This is a genomic window from Streptomyces sp. NPDC048353, from assembly GCF_055587165.1.
This window is the reverse complement of sequence record NZ_JBVJGU010000001.1, coordinates 891,337-916,066: the sequence shown is the minus strand read 5'-3', so window position 1 is coordinate 916,066 and position 24,730 is coordinate 891,337. Positions and strand designations below refer to the sequence as shown.

Sequence of the window (24,730 nt, the reverse complement as noted above, 5' to 3'; positions counted from 1 at the left end):
CCCGGCCCGGCCCGGAGGGCATGACGAAGGGGGCCCCGAGCGGAGCCCCCTTCATCCGTACGAGTGATGGTCAGCCGCGGTCGGGGACGCAGCGGCCGTCCTCGGTGCGGTACTTCCACTGCGCGCCGTCCCGGACCAGCTCCTTGACGGCCCGTACGAATCGCTCCACGTGCTCGTCCGGCGTACCGGCGCCGAAGCTCACCCGGATGGCGTTCAGCGACTTCTCGCCCGGCTCGCCCTCCGGGGCGCCGCACTCGCCCACCTGCTGCTGGTCGCCGCCGAGGAGGGTGCGGACCAGCGGGTGGGCGCAGAAGAGGCCGTCGCGGACCCCGATGCCGTACTCGGCGGAGAGCGCCGCGGCGAAGTGGGAGCTGTTCCAGCCCTCCACGACGAAGGAGAGGACGCCGACGCGCGGGGCGTCGTCGCCGAAGAGCGAGAGCACCCTGACCTCGGGCACCTCGGCCAGGCCCGCGCGCACGGTGTCGATCAGGCGCCGCTCGCGCGCCACGAGGGTGTCGAAGCCGGCCTCGGTCAGCGCCTTGCAGGCGGAGGCGATGGCGTAGACGCCGATCACGTTCGGCGATCCGGCCTCGTGGCGGGCGGCGGTGGTGTGCCACTCGACGTCCACTCCCCCGTCGGTCCGGCGGGCGACCTTCCGCGAGGCGCCGCCGCCTGCGAGGTACGGGTCGGCGTCCTGGAGCCAGTCGGCGCGGCCGGCGAGGACGCCCGAGCCGAACGGGGCGTACAGCTTGTGGCCGGAGAAGGCGATCCAGTCCACGTCCGACTCCGCGACGGAGACCGGGTGGTGGGGGGCGAGCTGGGCGGCGTCGAGGACGATCCGGGCGCCGTGGGCGTGGGCGGCGGCGGCCAGCTCCTTCACCGGCCACAGCTCGCCGGTGACGTTGGACGCGCCGGTGACGCAGACGAGGGCGGGGCCGTAGGGGTCGCGGTCGGCGAGCGCGCGCTCCAGGGTCTCGACGGCCTCGGCGGGGGTGCGCGGGGCGTTGAGGTAGGTGACCCGGGCGTCCTTCCACGGCAGCAGCGAGGCGTGGTGCTCGGTCTCGAAGACGAAGACCTCGCAGCCGGCGGGGATGGCCCGGGCGAGCAGGTTGAGGGAGTCGGTGGTGGAGCGGGTGAAGACGACCTGGTCGTCCGGGCGGCAGCCGAGGAACTCGGCGACGGTGGCCCGGCTGTTCTCGAACAGGTCGGTGGAGAGCTGCGAGAGGTATCCGGCGCCCCGGTGGACGCTGCCGTAGTACGGCGCGTAGGCGGCGACGTCGTCCCACACCCGCTGGAGGGCCGGCGCGCTGGCCGCGTAGTCGAGCGCGGCGTACGACACCTCGCCGCCGGTGACGAGCGGGACGGTGACATCCCGTCCGAGAACGGGCAGCGGGGCACAAACCGACTGGTCGGCGGCAGCGGTGGAGACAGACATGGCGAACTCCCGTACGAGGCAGGCGAGATCCCGCGCCGGCGGATACGCGGCAGCGCTGGGAGAAGAAAGAGGGGTGTGCGGAGAAGGGCCGGAAAAGGCCCTATCGCATTCGCGTGCTCACAAGAGGCTCCCTGAGGACCAGGACCCCAAGGCTTCGAGGGGTCCGCGCTTGCCGTGGACCTTGCTGTCCACGGCCTGGTCTTCACCCGGGGCACCCCGCCACGGACGGAGGGTTGCCGGACAGCAAGCCGGGGCTTCGTAGCTGTCACTCATGACCTGGCACAGAACGTATGTCAGCTGATCGTGTCCGCGCAACCCCGTTCCGCATTCCGGAACGAGGCAGCGCGGGTTGCGCAGATGTCTTCTAGGCGTTGCTGGCGGTGATCCAGCGCTCCAGCGCCTTGCGGGCGGCTCCGGAGTCGAGGGACTCGGCCGCCTTCGCGATCCCGCCGCGCAGTTGCTCCACCAGGGTGCCCCCGCCCGGCTCCAGCGCCGTGAGCGCCGCCGCGGAGTTGAGCAGCACCGCGTCCCGTACGGGACCGGTCTCACCCGCCAGCAGCCGACGGGCCACGTCGGCGTTGTACGAGGCGTCGGCGCCGCGCAGCGCCTCGACGGGGACGATGTCGATGCCGACGTCCCTCGGGTCGAACGCCTCCTCGCGCACCGCCCCGTCGCGGACCACCCACACCCGGGAGGTGGCGGTGGTGGTCAGCTCGTCGAGGCCGTCGTCGCCGCGGAAGACCAGCGCGGAGGAGCCGCGCTCGGCGAGCACGCCGGCCATGATCGGGGCCATCCGGGCGTCGGCGACACCGGTCGCCTGGGCCCTGACCCGGGCCGGGTTGGTGAGCGGACCGAGGAAGTTGAAGACCGTCCGGATCCCCAGCTGGCCGCGCGCGGCGGCCACATGGCGGAGCGCGGGGTGGAACTTCACCGCGAAGCAGAAGGTGATCCCGGCCTCCTCGGCGACCTCGGCCACCCGCCGCGGGGTCAGCTCCAGGTTGACGCCGAGCTTCTCCAGGACGTCGGAGGCACCGCTGGCGCTGGACGCGGCCCGGTTGCCGTGCTTGACGACCTTGGCCCCCGCGCCGGCCACCACGATCGCCGACATGGTGGAGATGTTGACGGTCTTCGCGCCGTCGCCGCCCGTGCCGACGATGTCCACGGACGCGCCCGGGACCTCGATGAGGTTGGCGTGCTCGTACATGGTCCGGACGAGGCCGGTGATCTCCTCGACCGTCTCGCCCTTGGCGCGCAGCGCGACCGCGAAGCCGGCGATCTGGGCATCGGTGGCCTCGCCGCGCAGGATCCGGTCCATCGCCCAGGCGGTGTCCTCGGCGCTCTGGTCACGGCCGGTCAGCAGGCCGTCCAGCACGGCCGGCCAGGAGCGGCCCGCCGTGTGAGGTCCTCCAGCGGGGGTCGCAGCGCTCATGGCAGCTCCTGGTCATCGCGTGACGAGACGAATACAAGGCCACCCTATCCACCCGGGGAGACGGCAAAGAGCCCCGTCCATCGAATGGACGGGGCTCTCGCCGTGGCGACCTCGAGGGTGCCCGCTCAGGGCGAAGCCCTGAGGGGACTCGGGTGATCAGTGGTGGCCGTGGCCGCTGGTGATCTCCTTGTACTCCTCGGCGGTGGGCTTGGCCACCTGGTTGTCCTGGCCGTAGTAGCCCCGGTTGAGCTTGATCCGGAGCTTCTCCATCCGGCCCACCTTGCGCTCGACGCCGTTCTCGTCGACGGCCGCGGGCAGCGCCGCGGGCTCGTACTGCTCGTGCGCCGTGAGCGTGTACAGCTGGCCCTGGCTGAGCGGCTCGTGGATCTCGACGAACTCACCGTGCGGCAGGCGCTTGATGATGCCGGACTCGCGACCGTGCAGCACCTTGTCCTTGTCCCGGCGCTGGAGGCCGAGGCAGATCCGCTTGGTGATGATGAACGCGATGACCGGGCCGACGAAGAACGCGATCCGGACGAACCAGGTGATCGCATTGATCGACAGGTGGAAGTGGGTCGCGAAGATGTCGTTGCCACCACCCACGAGCATGATCATGTACGCGGTGATCCAGGCGACACCGAAGGCGGTGCGCGTCGGAGCGTTGCGCGGGCGCTGCGCGATGTGGTGCTCGCGCTTGTCGCCGGTGATCCACGACTCGATGAACGGGTAGACCGCGATCGCCGCGAGGACCGCCGGGAAGATCGCCAGCGGGATCATCACGCCGAGGACCAGCGTGTGGCCCCAGAGGTTGATCTCCCAGCCCGGCATGACACGGATCAGACCCTCGGCGAAGCCCATGTACCAGTCGGGCTGGGCGCCGGTGGACACCTGGTCCGGGCGGTACGGGCCGAGCGCCCAGATCGGGTTGATCGAGGCGATCGCCGAGATGACCGCGATGACACCGAAGACCAGGAAGAAGAAGCCTCCGGCCTTGGCCATGTAGACCGGCAGCAGCGGCATGCCCACGACGTTCTTGTTCGTACGGCCGGGGCCCTCGAACTGCGTGTGCTTGTGGTAGAAGACCAGGATCAGGTGCGCCACCACGAGGCCGAGCATGATGCCGGGCAGCAGCAGCACGTGGGCCGAGTAGAACCGGGCCACGAAGTCGCCGCCGGGGAACTCCCCGCCGAACAGGAACATCGACAGGTACGTGCCGACGATCGGCACGGACAGGATCGCGCCCTGCATGAAGCGGACACCGGTGCCGGAGAGCAGGTCGTCCGGGAGCGAGTAGCCGGTGAAGCCGGTGAACATGCCCAGGAAGAACAGCAGGAAGCCGAACAGCCAGTTGATCTCACGCGGCTTGCGGAAGGCGCCGGTGAAGAACACGCGCATCATGTGCACGAACATGCCGGCGATGAAGATCAGCGCCGCCCAGTGGTGGATCTGCCGGATGAGCAGACCACCGCGCACGTCGAACGAGATGTGCATGGTCGAGTTGAACGCCTCGGACATCAGCTGACCCTGCAGCGGGACGTAGCTGCCGTGGTACTCCACCTCGTTCATCGACGGGTGGAAGAACATGGTCAGGTACACACCCGTGAGGATGATGATGATGAAGCTGTAGAGGCAGATCTCACCGAGCATGAAGGACCAGTGGTCCGGGAAGATCTTCCGCATGTTGGCCTTGGCCAGGGAGTAGATCCCCAGGCGGCCGTCGGCCCAGTCGGCGACCCGCTCACCGGCGGGCGCCTTCTTCTGCGTATCGGTCACAGTGCTCATCCGCGCTCCCAGAAGGCAGGGCCGACGGGCTCGTCGAAGTCGCCGAGCGCCTCGAGGAAGCCCTTGTCGTTCACACCGATCCGCAGCTGCGGAAGGGCGTGACCGGCCGGGCCGAAGATGACGCGGGCGCCGTCGGACAGGTCGAAGGTGGACTGGTGGCACGGGCAGAGCACGTGGTGCGTCTGCTGCTCGTACAGGGAGATCGGGCAGCCCACGTGGGTGCAGATCTTCGAGAAGGCGACGATGCCCTCGTGCGACCACTCGAGCTCGCGCTTGTCCTTGATGTCGTCCGGCTGGATCCGGACGATCATCAGGGCGGCCTTGGCGATCTCGGTCTGGAAGTTGTGGTCGTGCTCCGAGAGGCCCTCGGGCATCGCGAAGGTCAGCGAACCGACCGCGACGTCCTCGGGACGCAGCGGCTCGTGCGTGTTCATGTTGATGAGCTGCTTGCCCTTGGCCCACAGCGTGCTGCGGAGCTTCTTCTCGGGCAGCGGACCCATGTCACGCAGGAGCACGATGCCGGAGAGCGGTACGAGGGCGAGCGCGCCGAACATGGTGTTGCGGATCAGGCTGCGCCGGCCCATGCCGGACTCGGCGGCACCGGCCGCGAAGTCCGCCATCACCTTCGCCTTGGTCTCCGGGGAGGCCTGGATCGGGTGACGGTCGTCCGCCATCTCGACGTCGGACATCAGGGTGCGGGCCCAGTGGACCGCGCCCGCGCCGATGAAGAAGAGCGCCGCGCCGAGGGTCAGACCCAGGGCGAGGTTGAGCGCGCTCACCCGGCCGAGCGGCCAGACGTACACGATCTTGTCGACCGGGAAGATCACGTACGAGGCGATGAAGCCCACCGTGGCCAGCATCGACAGCGTGAACATGAAGGCGACCGCACGCTCGGACCGCTTGGCGGCCCGCTCGTCGATGTCCTGGATGCGCGGCTTGTGGGGCGGGAGCCCCGGGTCGGCGAACGGGTCGTCGGCGACCTTCACCGCGCCGTGCGCGGTGTCCTGCTCACTGGGCAGGTTCTCTTCTGGAATCTCTTGGGTACTCATGACTTCTTGGCCTTAGCGGTGTGGGCCGCGACCCAGACGGCAACGGCGATGAGCGAACCGAGGCCGAAGATCCAGCCGAAGAGCCCTTCGCTGACGGGGCCGAGGCCACCGAGGGAGAGCCCGCCGGGGTTGTCGGCCTTTTCGCCGTTGACGGCCTGGACGTACGCGATGATGTCCCTCTTCTCCTTCTCCGGCATGGTCGTGTCCGGGAAGGAAGGCATGTTCTGCGGGCCGGTCTGCATGGCCTCGAACATGTGCTTCGGGCTCACGCCTTCGAGGCTCGGGGCGTACTTGCCGTGCGTCAGCGCGCCGCCCTCACCGGTGAAGTTGTGGCACTGGGCGCAGTTGGAGCGGAACAGGTCGCCGCCGCGCGCGATGTCGGCGCCGTCGGGGCTGTACTGCCCCTCCTTCGGCGTGATGGGGCCGGCGCCGAGGGAGGCGACGTACGCCGCGAGCTGGTCGATCTGAGCCTGCGTGTAGATGACCTTCTTCTTCGGCACCTGGGCGCCCGGCTGCTGGGCCGGCATGCGGCCGGTGCCGACCTGGAAGTCCACGGACGCCGAGCCGACGCCGACCAGGGAAGGGCCGTCAGAGGTGCCCTGACCGCCGGTTCCGTGGCAGCTGGCGCAGCCGACGGAGTAGAGCTTCTTGCCCTCCTCGATGGCGAGGGACTGGGCGGTTTCATCGGCCTTCGCCGTGCCCGCGGGCGCGAACGCGGCGTACAGCCCCCCAGTGGCCGCCAGCGCGAGAAGGAGGACGACGACCGCCGCCAGCGGATGGCGTCGTCGTGCGGAGAGCTTTTTCACGGATTACCCCGGTGTCAGGATCTTCTGCGTCGATGCTTGCTGGATGTCTCGGTGCGCCGAGAGGCGACCGATTACTTGATCATGTAGATCGTGGCGAAGAGGCCGATCCAGACGACATCGACGAAGTGCCAGTAGTAGGACACGACGATGGCGGCGGTTGCCTGCTCGTGAGTGAACCTCTTGGCGGCGTACGTCCGGCCCAGGACCAGCAGGAAGGCGATGAGACCGCCCGTCACGTGCAGGCCGTGGAAGCCGGTGGTGAGGTAGAACACCGAGCCGTAGGGGTCCGACGAGAGCGACAGGCCCTCGTGCTTGACCAGCTCGGTGTACTCGAACACCTGGCCGCCGATGAAGATCGCACCCATCACGAACGTGATGATGAACCACGACCGGAGCTTCTTCACATCGCCCCGCTCGGCGGCGAAGACGCCGAGCTGGCAGGTGAGCGAGGAGAGCACCAGGATCGTGGTGTTGGCGGCCGAGAACGGGAAGTTCAAGACCGAGGCCTTTTCCGCCCAGTACTCGGCTCCCGTCACCGATCGCAGGGTGAAGTACATCGCGAAGAGGGCCGCGAAGAACATCAGCTCGGAACTCAACCAGATGATGGTTCCGACGCTGGTGAGGTTCGGCCGATTGACCGACGGGTGCGCGTGCCCGGTTTCTACTGTCGTTACTGTCGCCACGACCGACATTATGTCGGTCGCTTATCCCGCCCTCACTCCGGGGGGTGCCGTTCGGAGTGTCAGGGGGGTGTGTCCAGCCCGAACGGCCCATCGAAGTGGCCTCCCAACCGGGGTCGAACCGGTGTTGACGGGGTGTGGGACGGAGTAGCATCCGCCGCATCGGTTGATGACCTTCACGGAGGAACGATGCAGTCGAGCGCCACGGTCCTGGTCTACAGCGACGACGCGAACACCCGCGAGCAGGTGCGGCTCGCCGCCGGCCGCAGGCCCGCGGCGGACGTTCCCCCGGTCGAGTACATCGAGTGCGCGACACTCCCGGCGGTACTGAAGCGCCTGGAGGCGGGCGGGGTGGACGTCTGCGTCCTGGACGGCGAGGCGGTGCCCGCCGGCGGGATGGGCGTCTGCCGGCAGATCAAGGACGAGGTCTTCCACTGCCCGCCGGTGCTGCTGCTGATCGGCCGCCCGCAGGACGCCTGGCTGGCCACCTGGAGCCGTGCGGACGCCGCGGCGACCCTCCCGGTCGAGCCGGTGGAGTTCGCGGCGTCCCTGGCGGCCCTGCTGCGCACCCGCCTCGCGATCGACGCCTGACCCAGGCCCTAAATGGAGGGCCGCAGGCGGGCGAGTTCGGTCGGGGCGGTGGGGTTCTTGGCGTCGGCCACCAGGGCGCTGCCCTGCCGCCACTCGTCCCAGGGCAGGTTCCAGTCGCCGAAGCCGTTGCCGAAGGTGTCCATCGTGTCGCCGTAGCTGTTGACGGTCTTCACGATGTCGCCGGGGCGGACGGTCTCGAAGAACCAGGCCGCGTTCCCGGTCGACATGCCGACACAGCCGTGGCTGACGTTCGCAACTCCTTGCGAGCCGACGGACCAGGGCGCGGCGTGGACGTATTCACCACTCCAGGTGACCCGCGTCGCGTAGTAGACGGGCAGGTCGTACGACTCCGAGCTGCCGGCGGCGATGCCGACGCTGGTGCCCCGCATCCGGACGTAGTACTCCTTGCCCAGGACCACTTTGATGCCATTACGGGTGGAGAAGCCCGGCTTTCCGGTGGTCACCGGAATGGTGTTGATCACTTCTCCGTTGCGCCGCACGGTCATGTAGTGCGTGCCGGCGTCCGCGACCGCCTCGATCCGGTCGCCGATCGTCAGCTTCAGCGGCTTCGACTCGCCGCCGTAGAGCTTGTCGCCGACCTTGACCCCGGTCAGGTTCGCGCTCACCGCGATCGAGGCGCCGGCCGGCCAGTACTCCTTCGGACGGAAGTGCAGCTTCTCGTTGTCCACCCAGTGCCAGGAGCCCTCGACGGCGGGCATGGAGCGCACCTTGAGGGCCCGTTCGACCACCGCCCTGGCCGCCTTGTCCTTCACCGGGAGGCTGAGGTCGGCCGTGATGGGCTGCCCGACGCCGTACTTGCCCGCCTCCGGGCCGAACTCCACGGTGAGGGCCCCCTTGGCGGGCGCCGTCTCGAACGTGTACGTACGGCTGCCGGGCGCGCCGTCCTCGTCCTCCGTGGCCACCCTGACGGTGTACCGGGCGCCGGCGGTCAGGGAGCCCGTGGAGCGCCAGCGGAGGCCGTCCGCGGTGAGTTCGCCCGCCAGGTGGTGCCCGGCCGCGTCGACGGCCGTCACATCGGTGATGCGGCCCTCGTCGCCCTTGGCGGTGATCTCCAGCGCCTTGTCCGGGTCGGCCTTCTTGCCGTCCACGGGAGCGTTGAAGGAGATCTGCTGCGCCGCGTCGTAGGGCCTGGTCGACAGCGGGTGGCCCCCGGACCCCGAGCAGGCGGTGACGCCCGCGGTGACGGCGACGGCCAGGAGAGTGCAGCTCACAACAGTCCGAATGCGCGGCGTGTCGTTCATGACATCACCGTAAGAACATTCCTCCGACCCAGCGCGCCGAGTGCTGCAAAAGAGGGGCCCGGCCGCTTCGGTGACGAAGCGGCCGGGCCCCTCGGGGTCCTGCGGGGTGGATCGGGCGCTGCTACTGGTTCTGGTTCTCACCGCGGTAGAACTCGAACACCCAGCCGAAGAGGCCGACCAGGATCAGCGGAGCCGAGAAGTACATGATCCACCAGCCCATGGCGACGCCCAGGAAGGCGAGGGCGCCACCGACGGCGAGCGAGAGCGGCTGCCAGCTGTGGGGGGCGAAGAAGCCCACCTCGCCGGCCTCGTCCGCGACGTCGGCCTCCTTGTCGTCCTGCGCCATCGCGTCGACACGCTTGGCCGTGAAGGCCAGGTAGTAGCCGATCATGATGGACAGGCCGAAGGCCAGGAAGAGCGCCGTGGTGCCGACCGGCTCCTTCGACCACACGCCATAGAGGATCGCCATGGCGAGGATGAAGACGCTCAGCCAGATGAACATCTTGCCCTGGATCTTCACTTGCCGGCCTCCTTCTCACCCGCGAGGGCCTTCTCGGCACCGTGGTTCTCGAGCTGGTCGATCGCCGCGATCTCCGGGTGGTGCAGGTCGAACGCCGGGGATTCGGAGCGGATCCGCGGCAGGGTGAGGAAGTTGTGGCGCGGCGGCGGGCAGGAGGTCGCCCACTCGAGCGAGCGGCCGTAGCCCCACGGGTCGTCGACCTCGATCTTCTTGCCGTACTTGGCGGTCTTCCACACGTTGTAGAGGAACGGCAGGATCGACAGTCCGAGCAGGAACGAGGAGATCGTCGAGATCGTGTTCAGCGCGGTGAAGCCGTCGGCGTCGAGGTAGTCCGCGTAGCGACGCGGCATGCCCTCGGCACCGAGCCAGTGCTGCACCAGGAAGGTGCCGTGGAAGCCGATGAACAGCGTCCAGAAGGTCATCTTGCCGAGCCGCTCGTCCAGCATCTTGCCCGTGAACTTCGGCCACCAGAAGTGGAAGCCGGCGAACATCGCGAAGACCACGGTGCCGAACACGACGTAGTGGAAGTGCGCGACGACGAAGTACGAGTCGGAGACGTGGAAGTCCATCGGCGGCGAGGCCAGGATGACGCCCGTCAGACCACCGAAGGTGAAGGTGATCAGGAAGCCGATCGTCCAGAGCATCGGTGTCTCGAAGGACAGCGAGCCCTTCCACATCGTTCCGATCCAGTTGAAGAACTTCACGCCGGTCGGTACGGCGATGAGGAACGTCATGAAGGAGAAGAACGGTAGGAGGACGCCGCCCGTGACGTACATGTGGTGGGCCCACACGGTCACGGAGAGACCGGCGATCGCGATGGTCGCGGCGATCAGACCGATGTAGCCGAACATCGGCTTGCGGCTGAAGACCGGGATCACTTCGGAGACGATGCCGAAGAACGGCAGGGCGATGATGTACACCTCTGGGTGTCCGAAGAACCAGAAGAGGTGCTGCCACAGCAGGGCACCGCCGTTGGCCGCGTCGAAGACGTGGGCACCGAACTTGCGGTCCGCCTCCAGGGCGAACAGCGCGGCCGCCAGGACCGGGAAGGCGAGCAGGACCAGGACACCGGTCAGCAGCACGTTCCAGGTGAAGATCGGCATGCGGAACATCGTCATGCCCGGAGCGCGCATGCAGATGATCGTGGTGATGAAGTTGACCGAGCCGAGGATCGTGCCGAAGCCGGAGAAGGCCAGACCCATGATCCACATGTCGGCGCCGACGCCCGGCGAGCGGACGGCGTCCGACAGCGGGGCGTAGGCGAACCAGCCGAAGTCGGCCGCACCCTGCGGGGTGAGGAAGCCGGCCACCGCGATGATCGAGCCGAAGAGGTACAGCCAGTACGCGAACATGTTCAGCCGCGGGAACGCCACGTCGGGCGCGCCGATCTGCAGCGGCATGATCCAGTTCGCGAAACCGGCGAACAGCGGCGTCGCGAACATCAGCAGCATGATCGTGCCGTGCATCGTGAACGCCTGGTTGAACTGCTCGTTCGACATGATCTGCGTACCCGGACGGGCCAGCTCGGCGCGCATGAAGAGCGCCATGAGTCCGCCGATGCAGAAGAAGACGAACGACGTGACGAGGTACATCGTCCCGATCGTCTTGTGGTCGGTGGTCGTCAGCCACTTCACCACGACGTTACCGGGCTGCTTGCGCCGTACGGGCAGCTCGTTCTCGTATGAGTCCTCAGCTGCTGCGGCGGCACCCTGGGGTTCGTTGAGGATGCTCACAGTTGCTTCTTCTCCGCGTTCCTGGCCGGGACCGTCTGCTCAATGCCCGACGGGATGTAGCCGGTCTGCCCCTTCTCCGCCAGCTCCTTCAGGTGCTGCTGGTAGCGCTCCGGGGAGACCACCTTGACGTTGAAGAGCATCCGGGAGTGGTCCACACCGCACAGCTCGGCGCACTTGCCCATGAAGGTGCCCTCACGCGTGGGGGTGACCTCGAAGGCGTTCGGGTGGCCCGGGATGACGTCCTGCTTCATCAGGAAGGGGACGACCCAGAAGGAGTGGATGACGTCACGGGAGGTCAGGACGAACCGGACCTTCTCGCCCTTGGGCAGCCACAGGGTCGGGCCCGGGTTGCCGTTCTGCGGGTTCCGGTCGCCCGGGATGCCCGCGTCGTAGACGCCGCCGGCGTTGGCCGGGAACTGTGTCTTGTACCTGTCGGGCAGGTTCTCCAGGTTCTTGTCCGTCTTGGCGTCACCGGTGACACCGGGCACGTCCTCGATGTAGTTGAAGCCCCAGCTCCACTGGTAGCCGACCACGTTGATGGTGTGGGCCGGCTTCGGGGTGAGCTCGAGGAGCTTCGACTCGTCGCGCGCCGTGAAGTAGAAGAGCACGGAGACGATGATGAGGGGGGTGACCGTGTACAGCGCCTCGATGGGCATGTTGTACCGCGTCTGCGGAGGTACCTCGACCTTGCTGCGGCTGCGCCGGTGGAAGATGACGGACCACAGGATCAGACCCCAGACCAGGACGCCCGTGGCGAGCGCAGCCGCCCACGAGCCCTGCCAGAGGGAGAGGATCCGAGGTGCCTCTTCCGTCACCGGGGTGGGCATACCAAGGCGGGGGAAGTCTTCCCAGTTGTACGAGCAGCCGGTGGCTGTCGCCAGGATCAGGCCCGCAGTCAGCACCTGCGGCAGCTTCCGCCGCATCGGGCGCCGAGACGTGGGGGTACCACCCGCGCCTTGGCTGCGGGGGAGGTCGGAGCCGTTGGGACTCACGTAGCGCCTTCCCGAGAGTCTCGGCCCGCGCTGGTCGGCTACGGCCGCCTCGCTGGTCGGTCGCCGCCCCGGCCGCGGGCAGGGGTTTGGATGTTTATGCGGACCAAACCCTACTGGACGCTATTTGGGGTCGCGCGGGGAGGGTGCCCAACGCGCCGTCCGACTCCCCGAAGGGGTGGACTCCGGCATTCCGCGGGTGGGGCCGGCGCCCCCGCGAGGCGGCCGACCGGCGGCATGGACGGGGCATCTGACGGGGGCTCACGGGCGGGGGCTCTACCGTGGTCCGGTGCCCTACTTCGACGCCGCCTCCGCCGCCCCGCTGCACCCCGTCGCCCGCCAGGCGCTGCTTGCCTCCCTGGACGAGGGCTGGGCCGACCCGGCCCGGCTCTACCGCGAGGGGCGGCGGGCGCGGCTGCTCCTCGACGCGGCGCGGGAGGCCGCGGCGGAGGCGGTGGGCTGCCGTCCCGACGAGCTGGTGTTCACTCCTTCGGGGACGCACGCTGTTCACTCCGGGATCTCCGGAGCCCTCGCGGGCCGTCGGCGTGTCGGGGACCGGCTCGTGGTGTCCGCGGTGGAGCACTCCTCGGTGCTGAACGCGGCCGGGGCGCACGCGTCGGCCGGCGGCCGGGTCACCGAGGTGCCGGTCGGCCGGTCGGGCGCGGTGGCGGCCGAGGAGTTCGGGGCGGCCCTGGACGCGGAGACGGCGCTGGCCTGTCTGCAGTCCGCCAACCACGAGGTGGGGACGGTGCAGCCGGTGGCCGAGGTCGCCGAGGCGTGCCGGGCGGCGGGGGTCCCGCTCCTCGTCGACGCGGCCCAGTCGCTGGGCTGGGGGCCGGTCGAGGCCGGCTGGTCGCTGCTGGCGGCGAGCGCGCACAAGTGGGGCGGTCCGGCGGGGGTGGGGCTGCTCGCGGTACGCAAGGGGGTGCGGTTCGCCGTCCGGGGGCCGGTGGACGAGCGCGAGGCCGGGCGGGCGGCCGGTTTCGAGAACCTGCCGGCGATCGTGGCGGCGGCCGCGTCGCTGCGGGCGGTGCGGGCGGAGGCCGCGGCCGAGGCGGTACGGCTCCGGGAGCTGGTGGACCGGATCCGCGGGCGGGTGCCGGAGCTGGTGCCGGACGTGGAGGTGGTGGGCGATCCGGTGCGGCGGCTTCCGCACCTCGTCACCTTCTCCTGTCTCTATGTCGACGGGGAGACCCTGCTGCACGAGCTGGACCGCGAGGGGTTCTCGGTGTCGTCCGGTTCGTCGTGCACGAGTGCGACGCTCACCCCCAGCCATGTGCTGCGCGCGATGGGGGTGCTGAGCGAGGGCAACGTGCGGGTGTCGCTGCCGGCCGGGACGCCGGAGGAGGAGGTGGAGCGCTTCCTCGACGTGCTGCCGGGGGTGGTCGGAGCGGTGCGCGAGCGGCTGGGCGCCCCGGGGCCGGCCGCCACGACCGGCGGTTCGCGGGCGCTGGTGGTCGACGCCCTCGGCAGGCGCTGCCCGATTCCGGTGATCGAGCTGGCGAAGGTGATCGGCGACGTCCCGGTGGGCGGCACGGTGACGGTCCTCGCCGACGACGAGGCGGCGCGGCTGGACATCCCGGCCTGGTGCGAGATGCGCGGTCAGGAGTACCTGGGCGAGGAGGCGTCCCCGGGGGGCGGCACGGCGTACCGGGTGCGGCGGGTGTCGTAGCCGGGGGCGTGGGTGGTCCCGGGGTCCCGGGGCCCGCGTGGCGCGGGCCCCGGGAGCGGGTGGCCGGAGCCGTCCGGCTCAGTTCAGGTGGGTCTGGACCTCGGCACCGGCCTCGTGGCCGTACGCCTTCACGAACCGCTCCATGAAGTTGGCGCGGCGCAGGGTGTACTCCTGGGTGCCGAGGGTCTCGATCACCAGGGTGGCGAGCATGCAGCCGACCTGGGCCGCGCGCTCCAGGCTGACGCCCCAGGACAGGCCGGTGAGGAAGCCGGCGCGGAACGCGTCGCCGACGCCGGTCGGGTCGACCTTGGCGTCCTCCTCGGCGCAGCCGACCTCGATGACCGGCTCGCCCACGCGCTCGATGCGCACACCGCGCGAGCCGAGGGTGGTGACCCGGTGGCCGACCCGGTCGAGGATCTCCGCGTCGGTCCAGCCCGTCTTGGACTCGATCAGGCCCTTCTCGTACTCGTTGGAGAAGAGGTACGTCGCGCCGTCGAGGAGGGTGCGGATCTCGGAGCCGTCCATGCGTGCGATCTGCTGCGAGAAGTCGGCGGCGAAGTTGATGCCCCGCGCCTTGCACTCCTCGGTGTGTCGCAGCATCGCCTCGGGGTCGTCGGCGCCGATCAGCACCAGGTCGAGGCCGCCCACGCGGTCGGCGACGGCCTTCAGCTCGATCTGCCGGGCCTCGCTCATGGCGCCGGTGTAGAAGGAGCCGATCTGGTTGTGGTCCTTGTCCGTGGTGCAGACGAACCGGGCGGTGTGCAGGACCTCGGAGATCCGCACGGAGCCGGTGTCGACGCCGTGGCGGTCCAGCCAGGCGCGGTACTCGTCGAAGTCGTAGCCGGCCGCTCCGACCAGGATCGGGTTGCCGCCGAGCTGGCCCATGCCGAAGCAGATGTTGGGGCCGACACCTCCCCGCCGGATGTCGAGGTTGTCGACGAGGAAGGAGAGGGAGACCGTGTGCAGCTGGTCCGCGACGAGCTGGTCTGCGAACCGGCCGGGGAAGGTCATGAGGTGGTCGGTGGCGATGGAGCCGGTGACTGCGATACGCACGGCTGGGCGCTCCTGCGGGACGGAGTGGCGTTGACAGTTCACGCTATCGGGCCGGAGGCCCCCCTGCCGAACAGCGGAAACTACCCCAGAGTAGGGCTTTTCACCGAAGCCGTCCCGTGCGTACGGTGCGCGTATGTCCACGCACCCCGCTCCCCGGGAGCCTCAGGAGTCCGAGTTCAGCCTCGCCCAGCTGCGCGGCGACAGCGCGCGGATGGCTCCGCACTGGGTGGTGCCGACGGCCGCGGCGGCCGATCCGGTCTCCCCCTCGCGGATCCACGGCGTCGTCGTCCCGCCCGCCTCGGCACGGCTGATCGCCGCCACGCCCGAGTACGGCGTCTGAGCGACGGAACCAGCCGCTCCCCGTTTCCGTCCCATCCTTGTCTTCGACAGGAAGTCCGGCGGGACGAAGGAGCGTGCGGTGAGCGGTACGGAGAACCCGCGACGGAAGCGTACGGCGCCGTTGGTTGCATCGGTGGCGGCGGGAGTGCTGCTGGCCGCCGGCGGGGGCGTGTACGTCGCCACGACGGCGTCGGAGGGCGGTGACGGCGGGACGAGGAGCGGTGCCGCCGCTCCCCCGCCGCTGAACCTCGACGCCAAGGGCGACACCGGCGGCTCGGGCATCGCGCCCGGCGAGCCGGACCCGAACGACGGCGGAGCCGTCTACAAGGCCAAGGGCCCACTCCCCAAGGGGCCCTCCTCGGCCGCAGTCCACCGGCCCGAGGGCCGGGTCACCTCGGCGGAGGTGACCCGGCTGGCGCAGGCGCTGGGCATCGCGGGCGCCCCAAGGCTGGAGGGCGCGGTCTGGAAGATCGCGCCGGAGAAGGACGCGTCCGGGCTGCGGCTGGACGTGTCCGCCGAGGCTCCGGGCAGCTGGACCGTCTCGCGGCAGGACGGCGGCCCGGCCGGGGACACCTGCCTGAAGGGAAAGGCGTGCCCGCCGCCGGGCGAGCCCAAGCCGCCGCGCGGCGGGGTGCCGGTGAGCGAGGCGGCGGCGAAGGCCGCGGCCGCCCCGGTCCTGAAGGCGATCGGGCAGGGCGACGCGAAGCTGGACGCGACGCAGGTGATGAACGGGACCGTACGGGTGGTCAACGCCGACCCGGTCGTCGGCGGGCTGCCGACGTACGGCTGGTCGACCGGCCTCCACATCGGCCCGGACGGCACGCCGGTGGCGGGCAGCGGGCAGCTGAAGGCGCCCGCGCCGGACGGGACGTATCCGGTGCTCGGGGCGCCGAAGGCGCTGGAGGAGCTGAACAAGGCGTCCGGGGAGAAGCCGATCGGGATCGGCGGCTGCGCGACCGACCCGCCGGCGACGACGGACCGCCCCGAGGCGAGCTGCGAGCCGCAGGCGGCGCCGCGCGAGCTGGCCGTGACGGGCGCCGCCTTCGGTCTCGCCTCGCAGTTCGTGGACGGGCGGCGGGCGCTCGTCCCGTCGTGGCTGTTCCGCGTGGAGCCGGCGGCGGGCGAGAAGCCGTACACCGTGGTCCAGACGGCGGTGGCCCCCGAGCACTTGGCCCCGCCGGCGAAGCCGTCCACGCCCCCGGCCCCCGACGAGGGCACGGCCCCCGCGCGGCAGATCGAGTCGTACCGTCTCGACAGCACGGGCACCAAGCTGACGGTGACCTTCTGGGGCGGGGTGTGCAGCACCTACACCGTCACCGCGGACCAGGGGGCGGGGAAGGTCGCGGTCCGGGTGAGCGAGCGGCCGACCGACCCGGGCCGGGCCTGCATCGCCATCGCCGTGGAGGTGACCAAGACGGTGACGCTCACCCAGCCGCTGGGGGCCCGGACGGTGATGGACGCGGCGAGCGGGGAGCCGGTGCCGAAGAAGTAAGCGTGCCGGGGTCCACGCGGGCCGTGGACCCCGGCGGACGCGCAAAGGCGGCCGCCCGGATGACCGGGTGGCCGCCTTCGCGTGGGTCCGCGTCGCCGCTACGGCTCAGCTGAACGAGTCGCCGCAGGCGCAGGAGCCCGTGGCGTTCGGGTTGTCGATCGTGAAGCCCTGCTTCTCGATGGTGTCGACGAAGTCGATGGAGGCGCCGCCCAGGTACGGGGCGCTCATGCGGTCGGTGACGACCTTGACGCCGTCGAAGTCCTTGACGACGTCGCCGTCGAGCGAACGCTCGTCGAAGAAGAGCTGGTAACGCAGGCCGGAGCAGCCGCCGGGCTGAACGGCGACGCGCAGCGCGAGGTCGTCACGGCCCTCCTGGTCGAGCAGGGCCTTGACCTTGGCCGCGGCGGCGTCAGACAGGAGGATGCCGTCGCTGACAGTGGTCTTCTCGTCCGATACGGACATCTGCTTCTCTCCCGGGTTGTACGGAGACTGCTTGCCGCCGGTTGCAACCGGCGGGGCCCCGGATTCATTCCGGCTGGAGGCCTAGTCTTTCCCCTTCATGCTCGCACACCGGACCGGCGACCGGTACGCGCCAGTGGACACGGCGCAGCGCGGACTTTCGTCACATCGACACTATGGCCATCGTCAAAGTGACGTGAAGCAGTTATCATAGATAGTGTCATTTAGACGAAAAGGCTTCGCTCGCAGACTCGCAGACAAGAAAGGGTGCGTGACGTGACCACCGCCCAGCCCCTGGACGTCCAGCCGACGCCGCTCGCCCTCCTGCTGCTCGGCCGCGAGGCCGACCCCCGGAGCGAGCGCGGCGTGGAGTGCCCCGGCGACCTGCCGTCGCCCTCCGACCCCGACCTGGTGGAGCGCGCCCGCGCCGCCAAGGAGAAGCTCGGCGACAAGGTCTTCGTCCTCGGGCACCACTACCAGCGCGACGAGGTCATCCAGTTCGCGGACGTCACCGGCGACTCGTTCAAGCTCGCCCGCGACGCGGCCGCCCGCCCGGAGGCGGAGTACATCGTCTTCTGCGGCGTGCACTTCATGGCCGAGTCGGCCGACATCCTCACCACCGACGACCAGAAGGTCGTCCTGCCGGACCTGGCGGCGGGCTGCTCGATGGCGGACATGGCCACCGCCGAGCAGGTCGCGGAGTGCTGGGACGTGCTGACCGAGGCCGGGATCGCCGAGCGGGTCGTCCCCGTCTCGTACATGAACTCCTCCGCCGACATCAAGGCCTTCACCGGCAAGCACGGCGGCACGATCTGCACCTCGTCCAACGCCAAGCGCGCCCTGGACTGGGCCTTCGAGCAGGGCGAGAAGGTGCTCTTCCTGCCCGACCAGCACCTGGGCCGCAACACCGCCGTCCGCGAGATGGGGATGACGCTGGAGGACTGCGTCCTCTACAACCCGCACAAGCCGAACGGCGGCCTGACCGTCGAGGAGCTGCGGAACGCCAAGATGATCCTGTGGCGGGGCCACTGCTCGGTGCACGGCCGGTTCTCGCTGGACTCGGTCGAGGACGTGCGGGCGCGGATCCCCGGCGTGAACGTCCTCGTCCACCCGGAGTGCAAGCACGAGGTCGTCGCCGCGGCGGACTACGTCGGCTCCACGGAGTACATCATCAAGACCCTGGAGGCGGCCCCGGCCGGCTCGAAGTGGGCCATCGGCACCGAGCTGAACCTGGTCCGCCGGGTCGCCGCCGCGCACCCGGACAAGGAGGTCGTCTTCCTCGACAAGACGGTCTGCTTCTGCTCGACGATGAACCGGATCGACCTGCCCCACCTGGTGTGGGCGCTGGAGTCGCTGGCCGAGGGCAAGCTCGTCAACCGGATCGAGGTCGACAAGGAGACCGAGAGCTTCGCCAAGCTCGCGCTCGAGCGGATGCTCGCCCTCCCGTAACCGCCCCCGGCGCCCGTCAGGGCCGGCCGGAGCATCGCCGAAGGGCGCCCCGCGAGCCGCGGGGCGCCCTTCGGCGTGCCCGGCCCTCTCCGCCCCGCGGGCGGGACGCCGGAGGCCCGGCTCCGCACCGTGGGGTGCCGAGCCGGGCCTCTTTCCGCCGGGGCCGGGAGCGTCAGGACGTCCCGTACCGCACGGCGTCAGATGTCCAGCCGGTCCAGCGCGTCCAGCAGGGTCGCGTCGCCGGGGGTCACGTCGGGCTGCTCGGGGTCGCCCGAGGAGCCCTCCCGCTTCGCCTTCTTCGCCACCTTCTTCTTCGCGCGGCGCTCCTTGCGGAGTTCGACCATCGCGTAGAGCGTCGGGACGAGCAGCAGGGTCAGCAGCGTCGAGGTGATCAAACCGCCGATCACGACCACCGCGAGCGGCTGGGCGATAAAGCCGCCCTCGCCCGTGATGCCGAGCGCCATCGGCAGCAGCGCGAAGATCGTCGCCAGGGCCGTCATCAGGATGGGGCGCAGCCGGTGCCGGCCGCCCTCGACGACCGCCTCGACGACGCCCAGGCCCTGGGCGCGGTACTGGTTGATCAGGTCGATCAGGACGATCGCGTTGGTGACCACGATGCCGATCAGCATCAGCATGCCGATCATCGCCGGGACGCCCATCGCGGTGCCGGTGACCACCAGCAGACCGATCGCGCCGGTCGCCGCGAACGGGATGGAGACCAGCAGGATCAGCGGCTGGATCAGCGACCGGAAGGTCGCGACCAGGAGCATGAAGACGATCGCGATCGCCGCGAGCATGGCCAGGGCCAGGTTGGTCTGCGCGTCGGACTGGTCCTCGGAGAGACCACCGATGGAGGCGGTCGCACCCTCCGGCAGGTCGAGCGCGTCGATCTTCGTCTGGAGGTCGAGGCTCACCGCACCGGTGTTGTCACCGACCGGCTTGGCCGTGATCGTCGCGGCGCGCGCCCCGTCGATCCGGGTCATCGCGACCGGACCGGGGACGAGCTTCACGTCGGCGATGTCGCCGAGCTTGACCGGCCCGAGCGGCAGGGCCTTCAGGCTCGCCATCGTGGTGGCCGGCTTCGCCGAGGTCAGGACGATGTCCCGCTCGGTGTCGTTCAGGATCGCCTTGCCCGCCGGGGTGCCCCGGACCGCCTGCGCGACGGCCATGCCGAGGGTGGTGTCGTCGAAGCCGAGCTCCGCCGCCTTGGCGTTGGCCTTGACCGAGATCCGCGGCACCGACTGCGACAGGTCGCTCTGGACGTCGGTGACGTCGTCGAGCGTGGCGACCTCGGCCTTGACGGCCTCGGAGGCCTTCTTCAGGGTGTCCGCGTCGGCGGCCTTGACGACCACGCTCAGGTCCTGGCTGCCGAAGCCGTCGCCGGCCGCGATCGTGGTGTCGCCGATGCCGTCGAGCTTCGCCAGCGCCGCGTCGATCGCGTCCCGGGTCTTCTCGTACGACGCCGAGTCCTCCAGCGTCAGCTGGTACGAGGCCTGGTTGGCGCCCGTGCCACCGCCGAAGGCGGCCATGAAGCCCGAGGAGCCGACGGTGACCTGGTAGTCCTTCACCCCGTCTGTGGAGGCGACGACCTGCTCGACCTTCTTCGCGGCCTCGTCGGCCGCCGCGAGGCTGGTGCCCGGAGCCAGCTCCTGCTTGATGCTCATGACCTCCTGCTCGCCCTGGTCGAAGAAGTTCGTCTTCAGGAGCGGGGCCATGCCGAAGGTGCCGAGCAGCACGACGATCGCGATCGCCACGCTGGTGAGGCGGCGCCGGGTCGCGAACCGCAGGACCGGGACGTACAGGCGCTGGAGCCGGCTCCTGCTCTCCTTCTCCTCCGCGAGGCGCCGGGCCTCGTCCGGGTCCTCCGACGTGCCCTTGGGGGCGCGCAGGAACCAGAACGAGAGGACCGGGACCACCGTCAGCGAGACCAGGAGCGAGGCCAGCAGGGCCGCGGTGACCGTCAGGCTGAAGGAGCCGAAGAGCTCGCCGACCATGCCGCCGACCAGACCGATCGGCAGGAAGACCGCGACCGTGGTGAGCGTGGAGGAGGTCACCGCGCCCGCGACCTCGCGGACCGCGGTGATGATCGCCGCCTCGCGCTCCTCGCCGTAGCCGAGGTGCCGCTTGATGTTCTCCAGCACCACGATCGAGTCGTCGACGACCCGGCCGATGGCGATGGTGAGGGCGCCCAGGGTCAGCATGTTGAGCGAGAGGTCACGGGTCCACAGCACGATCAGGGCGAGGACGACCGAGAGCGGGATGGAGACCGCGGTGACCAGGGTGGAACGGATCGAGGCGAGGAAGACCAGGATCACCAGAACGGCCATGACGAGGCCGAGCGCGCCCTCCGTGGTCAGACCGGAGATCGACTTGGAGACGGCGGGGCCCTGGTCGGAGACGACGGTCAGCTCGGCGCCCGCGCCGAGGTCCTTGCGCAGGTCGGGCAGCTTCTCCTTGACGGCGTCGGAGATGGCGACGGCGCTGCCGTCGTTGTCCATGGTGGCCATCACGGCGAGGCTCGGCTTGCCGTTGGTGCGGGTGATGGAGGCGCGGGTCGCCTCCTCCTGCTTCACCTCGGCCACGTCGGCGAGGCGCACGGCCTTGCCCTTCGCGGGCTTGACGCGCAGGTCCTGGAGCTGCTGCAGCGAGGTGAAGCCGCCGCCGACCTGGACCGTACGGCTCTTGCCGTCCTCGGCGAACGAGCCGGCCGGGACCGTGCCGCCGCCCGAGCGGATGGCCTCGACGAGCTTGCCGGCGTCGAGTCCGGCTGCGGCGAGCTTGGCGGTGTCGGGGGTGACCGAGACCTGCAGGTCCTGGACGCCGTCGACGGAGACCTGGCCGACGCCGTCGATGTCCTCGAGGGCGGGGACGACGGTCCGGTCCAGCTGGTCGGCGAGCGCCTGCTGGTCCTTGTCGGAGGTGACGGCGAGCACGACGGTCGGGATGTCGTCGGTGGAACCGGCGACGACCTGCGGGTCCACACCGTCGGGCAGCGCCACGCGCGCCCGGTTCACGGCCTGCTGGACGTCGGCGACGAGCTGCTTGGTGCCCTCGTCGCCGTAGTCGAAGGTCGCCATGATGACGGCGTTGCCCTCGGAGGCGGTGGACGTGATGCCCGTGACGCCGTCGACCGCCTTGAGGGAGCTCTCGAGCGGTTCGACGACCTGCTTCTCGACCACGTCGGGGGAGGCGCCCTGGTACGGGGCCAGGACCGAGACCATCGGCAGTTCGATCGAGGGCAGCAGCTGCTGCTTCAGCTGCGGTATCGCGATCGCCCCGAAGACGATCGCGACGATGGACATCAGCCCTATCAGGGCCCGTTGCGCGAGGCTGAATCTGGACAGCCAGGACATGGGGTCTCTCTTCTGTGGCGTGCTCGGCGGTTCGGTGCGTGACGGCCGACGGGCCTTGAGGGAGGCCCGCTTATACGATCGGCCATGAGAGCCGCCGGATCCTCGCCCCCGGGGGCCAGATCCTTATGCCGCGCATACCGCGCCTGGAGTACGCCGGGGTACTCCCTCACTCCACCCTTGGACGTACCAGGCCCGACTCGTACGCCGTGACCACCAGCTGGGCCCGGTCGCGGGCGCCGAGTTTGGCCATGGTCCGGTTGACATGCGTCTTGACCGTGAGGGGGCTGACGTCGAGGCGTTCGGCGATCTCGTCGTTGGAGTGGCCGCCGGCGACCTGGACGAGCACCTCGCGCTCGCGGGTGGTCAGGGCGCCCAGCCGCTCGGCGTGCGAGGCCGGCTCCTCGCCGTCCTCCGGGCCCGCGCTCCCGCCCTGCGCGAGGAACCGGGCGATCAGCCCCTTGGTCGCGACGGGCGAGAGCAGGGCCTCGCCGGCGGCGGCGATCCGGATCGCGTTGAGGAGCTCTTCCGGCTCGGCCCCCTTGCCGAGGAAGCCGGAGGCGCCGGCGCGCAGCGACCGTACGACGTACTCGTCCACCTCGAAGGTGGTCAGCATGACGATCCGTACGGCGGAGAGTTCCGGGTCGGCGGTGATCAGGCGGGTGGCGGCGAGGCCGTCCGTGCCGGGCATCCGGATGTCCATCAGGACGACGTCCGCCCGCTCGGAGCGCGCGAGGGCGACGGCCGCGGCGCCGTCGGCGGCCTCCCCCACGACCTCCATGTCCGGCTCGGAGTCCACCAGCACCCGGAACGCGCTGCGGAGCAGGGCCTGGTCGTCGGCGAGCAGCACCCGGATCGTCATGTGTCCTCCCCCGTACGGGCCGTGGTGGGCAGTATCGCCTGGACGCGGAACCCGCCGCCGTAGCGGGGTGCCGCGGTCAGGGTGCCGCCGAGGGCGATGACCCGCTCCCGCATGCCGAGCAGGCCGTGGCCGCCGGTGTCCGCGGCGGCCGCGGGCTGGGGCGTGCCGTTGTCGAGGACGGTGACCTCGACGGTCCGTCCGACGCGCACGACGCTCACCTCGGCCTTGGCGTCCGGGCCCGCGTGCTTGCGCACGTTGGTCAGGGCCTCCTGGATGATGCGGTACGCGGCGAGGTCGACGGCCGAGGGGAGGGCGTCGCCGTCGTCGGTCCTGGCCAGCTCGACCGGCAGGCCGGCGTGCCGGAAGGTGTCGAGGAGTTCGTCGAGGACGGCCAGACCCGGGGCGGGCTCGGTGGGGGCCTCCGGGTCGCCGGACTGGCGGAGCAGGCCGACGGTGGCGCGCAGTTCGTTGAGGGCGGAGCGGCTGGCGTCACGGACGTGGGCGAGCGCTTCCTTGGCCTGGTCGGGCCGTCGGTCCATGACGTGGGCGGCGACCCCGGCCTGGACGTTGACCAGCGCGATGTGGTGGGCGACGACGTCGTGGAGGTCGCGGGCGATCCGGAGGCGTTCCTCGGCGACCCGGCGCCCGGCCTCCTCCTCCCGGGTCCGCTCCGCGCGTTCGGCGCGCTCGCGGATGGCGTCGACGAAGGCGCGCCGGCTGCGGACGGCGTCCCCGGCCGCGGCGGCCATGCCGGTCCAGGCGAAGAGGCCCAGGTTCTCCTGGGCGTACCAGGGCGTCGGCCCGAAGAGCATGGCGGCGCAGGTCAGTGCGGCCATGGTGGCGAGGCCGACGCGCCAGGTGGTGGGACGGTCGGTCCGGGCGGCGACGGTGAAGAGCGCTACGACGGCGGACATGGCGACGGGGGCCGGAGTGTCGTCGGTGACCAGTTCGACGAGGGTGACGGCGCTGGTGAAGGCCAGCACGGGGAGGGGGGCGCGGCGGCGCAGGACCAGGGCGGCGGCGCCGAGGACCATGATCAGGACGCTGGTGGTGTCGGGGGTGCGGTCGCCGAAGGTGGGGCCGTTGGGGCTGCCGTGCGGGTCGGCCAGGGAGCCGACGACCATGCAGACCAGTACGGCGAGGGCGAGGCCGGCGTCGAAGGCGAGCGAGGCCAGGTGCGGGTGCCCCCGGACGAAGCCGGGGGCAAGGCGCGCCCGCAGTCGGCGCCGGCCGCGCGAGAAGCCGCTGTCGAGGGAGGTCACATCGGGCAACGGTACGGGGTGGAGACGCACCGGTGCCCCGCCCCTGGGCGGGACGGGGCACCGGAGGGTGTCGGGGTGCGAGCAGGTCCGGGTGCGGACCGGGACGCGTCCGGGCGAAGGGCCGAGGCTGGACCGTCCGTGAGTCCGGCCAGGGCCGGGCCGCCCGTCCCGTACGGACCGGGCGGGACCGGTCCGTACACGCGTCCGTCCGCGCTCAGCCCGGGATCAGGCCGTCGTCGGAGAGCATCTCGCGCACCTCTTCGAGGGTCGCGTCCGGAGACGGCAGGATCAGCTCCGACGGCTCCAGCGCCTCGTCGGCGAGGGGCTCGCCGAGGGTGCGCACCGCGTCGAGGAGAGCGGAGAGGGTGCGGCGGAAGCCGGCACCGTCACCCGACTCCATCTCGGCCATCAGCTCGTCGTCGAGCTTGTTCAGCTCGGCGAAGTGGCTGTCGGCCAGTCGCCACTGGCCCTCCCCCATGATCCGTACGATCATGACGCGCCATCCTTAAGGGCTCG

At 70.4% G+C, this 24,730-nt stretch carries 21 protein-coding genes and 1 riboswitch; of the genes, 5 read left to right on the top strand and 16 right to left on the bottom strand.

The features are described 5' to 3' along the window. Positions 1-70: 70 nt before the first annotated feature. The 6 genes from ACZ6RC_RS04075 to ctaE form a co-directional block, all read right to left on the bottom strand. Positions 71-1,435, bottom strand: coding sequence for an aminotransferase class V-fold PLP-dependent enzyme (locus ACZ6RC_RS04075; RefSeq protein WP_391140790.1), 1,365 nt, complete (start codon positions 1,433-1,435; stop codon positions 71-73). A gap of 160 nt (positions 1,436-1,595) precedes the next feature. Next, a riboswitch (SAM riboswitch) is annotated at positions 1,596-1,712 on the bottom strand. A gap of 87 nt (positions 1,713-1,799) precedes the next feature. Next, positions 1,800-2,864, bottom strand: a complete 1,065-nt coding sequence (gene trpD, locus ACZ6RC_RS04070; protein ID WP_391140791.1) for an anthranilate phosphoribosyltransferase — start codon at positions 2,862-2,864, stop codon at positions 1,800-1,802. Positions 2,865-3,020: 156 nt separating this feature from the next. Then, entirely contained in the window at positions 3,021-4,646 is a 1,626-nt protein-coding gene (gene qcrB, locus ACZ6RC_RS04065) for a cytochrome bc1 complex cytochrome b subunit (protein ID WP_391140792.1), read from the bottom strand. Then, complete coding sequence (gene qcrA / locus ACZ6RC_RS04060) at positions 4,643-5,695, bottom strand: cytochrome bc1 complex Rieske iron-sulfur subunit (RefSeq protein WP_391140793.1); 1,053 nt, start codon at positions 5,693-5,695, stop codon at positions 4,643-4,645. The genes qcrB and qcrA overlap by 4 nt, the downstream gene beginning before the upstream one ends. Beyond that, positions 5,692-6,501, bottom strand: a complete 810-nt coding sequence (gene qcrC / locus ACZ6RC_RS04055) for a cytochrome bc1 complex diheme cytochrome c subunit (RefSeq protein ID WP_391140794.1) — start codon at positions 6,499-6,501, stop codon at positions 5,692-5,694. Before qcrC ends, qcrA begins: the two co-directional genes overlap by 4 nt. A 71-nt stretch (positions 6,502-6,572) precedes the next feature. Further along, on the bottom strand, positions 6,573-7,193 hold the full coding sequence (gene ctaE / locus ACZ6RC_RS04050) for an aa3-type cytochrome oxidase subunit III (RefSeq protein WP_391140795.1): 621 nt from the start codon (positions 7,191-7,193) through the stop codon (positions 6,573-6,575). 177 nt (positions 7,194-7,370) lie between these two features. On the opposite strand from ctaE, the gene ACZ6RC_RS04045 reads away from it, so the two are divergent. After that, the gene (locus tag ACZ6RC_RS04045) at positions 7,371-7,772 is read left to right on the top strand and encodes a DNA-binding transcriptional response regulator (protein ID WP_391140796.1); all 402 of its coding nucleotides are present in this window, start codon (positions 7,371-7,373) and stop codon (positions 7,770-7,772) included. A gap of 8 nt (positions 7,773-7,780) precedes the next feature. Here the strand turns inward: ACZ6RC_RS04045 and ACZ6RC_RS04040 are convergent, their stop codons facing one another. The 4 genes from ACZ6RC_RS04040 to ctaC form a co-directional block, all read right to left on the bottom strand. Continuing rightward, complete coding sequence (locus ACZ6RC_RS04040) at positions 7,781-9,034, bottom strand: L,D-transpeptidase (protein ID WP_469579127.1); 1,254 nt, start codon at positions 9,032-9,034, stop codon at positions 7,781-7,783. A gap of 121 nt (positions 9,035-9,155) precedes the next feature. Then, complete coding sequence (locus tag ACZ6RC_RS04035; protein ID WP_391140798.1) at positions 9,156-9,554, bottom strand: cytochrome c oxidase subunit 4; 399 nt, start codon at positions 9,552-9,554, stop codon at positions 9,156-9,158. Then, entirely contained in the window at positions 9,551-11,287 is a 1,737-nt protein-coding gene (gene ctaD / locus ACZ6RC_RS04030; RefSeq protein WP_391140799.1) for an aa3-type cytochrome oxidase subunit I, read from the bottom strand. The genes ACZ6RC_RS04035 and ctaD overlap by 4 nt, the downstream gene beginning before the upstream one ends. Continuing rightward, entirely contained in the window at positions 11,284-12,279 is a 996-nt protein-coding gene (ctaC, locus tag ACZ6RC_RS04025; RefSeq protein WP_391140800.1) for an aa3-type cytochrome oxidase subunit II, read from the bottom strand. Before ctaC ends, ctaD begins: the two co-directional genes overlap by 4 nt. 286 nt (positions 12,280-12,565) lie before the next feature. On the opposite strand from ctaC, the gene ACZ6RC_RS04020 reads away from it, so the two are divergent. Continuing rightward, the gene (locus ACZ6RC_RS04020) at positions 12,566-13,948 is read left to right on the top strand and encodes an aminotransferase class V-fold PLP-dependent enzyme (RefSeq protein ID WP_469579124.1); all 1,383 of its coding nucleotides are present in this window, start codon (positions 12,566-12,568) and stop codon (positions 13,946-13,948) included. Positions 13,949-14,026: 78 nt separating this feature from the next. On the opposite strand, the gene ACZ6RC_RS04015 is transcribed toward ACZ6RC_RS04020, so the two are convergent. Then, positions 14,027-15,001 (bottom strand): carbohydrate kinase family protein, encoded by a 975-nt coding sequence (locus tag ACZ6RC_RS04015; protein ID WP_391140802.1) that lies wholly within the window; start codon positions 14,999-15,001, stop codon positions 14,027-14,029. Positions 15,002-15,134: 133 nt separating this feature from the next. On the opposite strand from ACZ6RC_RS04015, the gene ACZ6RC_RS04010 reads away from it, so the two are divergent. Together ACZ6RC_RS04010 and ACZ6RC_RS04005 are read left to right on the top strand one after the other, a co-directional pair. After that, positions 15,135-15,341 carry a hypothetical protein gene (locus tag ACZ6RC_RS04010; protein WP_391140803.1) on the top strand — a complete coding sequence of 69 codons (207 nt, stop codon included), beginning with the start codon at positions 15,135-15,137 and terminating at the stop codon, positions 15,339-15,341. A gap of 78 nt (positions 15,342-15,419) precedes the next feature. Beyond that, positions 15,420-16,832: a hypothetical protein gene (locus ACZ6RC_RS04005; protein ID WP_391140804.1), complete on the top strand. Its 1,413-nt coding sequence runs from the start codon at positions 15,420-15,422 to the stop codon at positions 16,830-16,832. A gap of 105 nt (positions 16,833-16,937) precedes the next feature. On the opposite strand, the gene ACZ6RC_RS04000 is transcribed toward ACZ6RC_RS04005, so the two are convergent. Continuing rightward, a complete protein-coding gene (locus ACZ6RC_RS04000; protein WP_018848827.1) occupies positions 16,938-17,294 on the bottom strand; it encodes a HesB/IscA family protein in 357 nt (118 codons plus the stop codon). Between the two features lie 264 nt (positions 17,295-17,558). Here ACZ6RC_RS04000 and nadA point away from each other — a divergent pair, with 264 nt between their 5' ends. Continuing rightward, positions 17,559-18,740, top strand: a complete 1,182-nt coding sequence (gene nadA / locus ACZ6RC_RS03995) for a quinolinate synthase NadA (protein WP_469579122.1) — start codon at positions 17,559-17,561, stop codon at positions 18,738-18,740. A gap of 197 nt (positions 18,741-18,937) precedes the next feature. On the opposite strand, the gene ACZ6RC_RS03990 is transcribed toward nadA, so the two are convergent. The 4 genes from ACZ6RC_RS03990 to pspAA form a co-directional block, all read right to left on the bottom strand. Continuing rightward, positions 18,938-22,093: an efflux RND transporter permease subunit gene (locus ACZ6RC_RS03990; RefSeq protein ID WP_469579120.1), complete on the bottom strand. Its 3,156-nt coding sequence runs from the start codon at positions 22,091-22,093 to the stop codon at positions 18,938-18,940. A 166-nt stretch (positions 22,094-22,259) separates the two neighbouring features. Then, positions 22,260-22,952 (bottom strand): response regulator, encoded by a 693-nt coding sequence (locus ACZ6RC_RS03985; protein ID WP_391140807.1) that lies wholly within the window; start codon positions 22,950-22,952, stop codon positions 22,260-22,262. After that, positions 22,949-24,214 carry a sensor histidine kinase gene (locus tag ACZ6RC_RS03980; protein ID WP_391140808.1) on the bottom strand — a complete coding sequence of 422 codons (1,266 nt, stop codon included), beginning with the start codon at positions 24,212-24,214 and terminating at the stop codon, positions 22,949-22,951. The genes ACZ6RC_RS03985 and ACZ6RC_RS03980 overlap by 4 nt, the downstream gene beginning before the upstream one ends. A 214-nt stretch (positions 24,215-24,428) precedes the next feature. Beyond that, positions 24,429-24,707, bottom strand: coding sequence for a PspA-associated protein PspAA (gene pspAA / locus ACZ6RC_RS03975; protein ID WP_391140809.1), 279 nt, complete (start codon positions 24,705-24,707; stop codon positions 24,429-24,431). Positions 24,708-24,730: the final 23 nt, after the last annotated feature.

What these genes read in the sequence shown, in the direction of transcription:
- qcrB (WP_391140792.1), bottom strand. Translation starts at nt 4,646, where the DNA reads ATGAGCACTGTGACCGATACGCAGAAGAAGGCGCCCGCCGGTGAGCGG.
- qcrA (WP_391140793.1), bottom strand. Translation starts at nt 5,695, where the DNA reads ATGAGTACCCAAGAGATTCCAGAAGAGAACCTGCCCAGTGAGCAGGAC.
- ACZ6RC_RS04045 (WP_391140796.1), top strand. Translation starts at nt 7,371, where the DNA reads ATGCAGTCGAGCGCCACGGTCCTGGTCTACAGCGACGACGCGAACACC.
- ACZ6RC_RS04075 (WP_391140790.1), bottom strand. Translation starts at nt 1,435, where the DNA reads ATGTCTGTCTCCACCGCTGCCGCCGACCAGTCGGTTTGTGCCCCGCTG.
- pspAA (WP_391140809.1), bottom strand. Translation starts at nt 24,707, where the DNA reads ATGATCGTACGGATCATGGGGGAGGGCCAGTGGCGACTGGCCGACAGC.
- ACZ6RC_RS04010 (WP_391140803.1), top strand. Translation starts at nt 15,135, where the DNA reads ATGTCCACGCACCCCGCTCCCCGGGAGCCTCAGGAGTCCGAGTTCAGC.
- ACZ6RC_RS04040 (WP_469579127.1), bottom strand. Translation starts at nt 9,034, where the DNA reads ATGAACGACACGCCGCGCATTCGGACTGTTGTGAGCTGCACTCTCCTG.
- trpD (WP_391140791.1), bottom strand. Translation starts at nt 2,864, where the DNA reads ATGAGCGCTGCGACCCCCGCTGGAGGACCTCACACGGCGGGCCGCTCC.
- ctaE (WP_391140795.1), bottom strand. Translation starts at nt 7,193, where the DNA reads ATGTCGGTCGTGGCGACAGTAACGACAGTAGAAACCGGGCACGCGCAC.
- ACZ6RC_RS03985 (WP_391140807.1), bottom strand. Translation starts at nt 22,952, where the DNA reads ATGACGATCCGGGTGCTGCTCGCCGACGACCAGGCCCTGCTCCGCAGC.
- ACZ6RC_RS03990 (WP_469579120.1), bottom strand. Translation starts at nt 22,093, where the DNA reads ATGTCCTGGCTGTCCAGATTCAGCCTCGCGCAACGGGCCCTGATAGGG.
- ACZ6RC_RS04000 (WP_018848827.1), bottom strand. Translation starts at nt 17,294, where the DNA reads ATGTCCGTATCGGACGAGAAGACCACTGTCAGCGACGGCATCCTCCTG.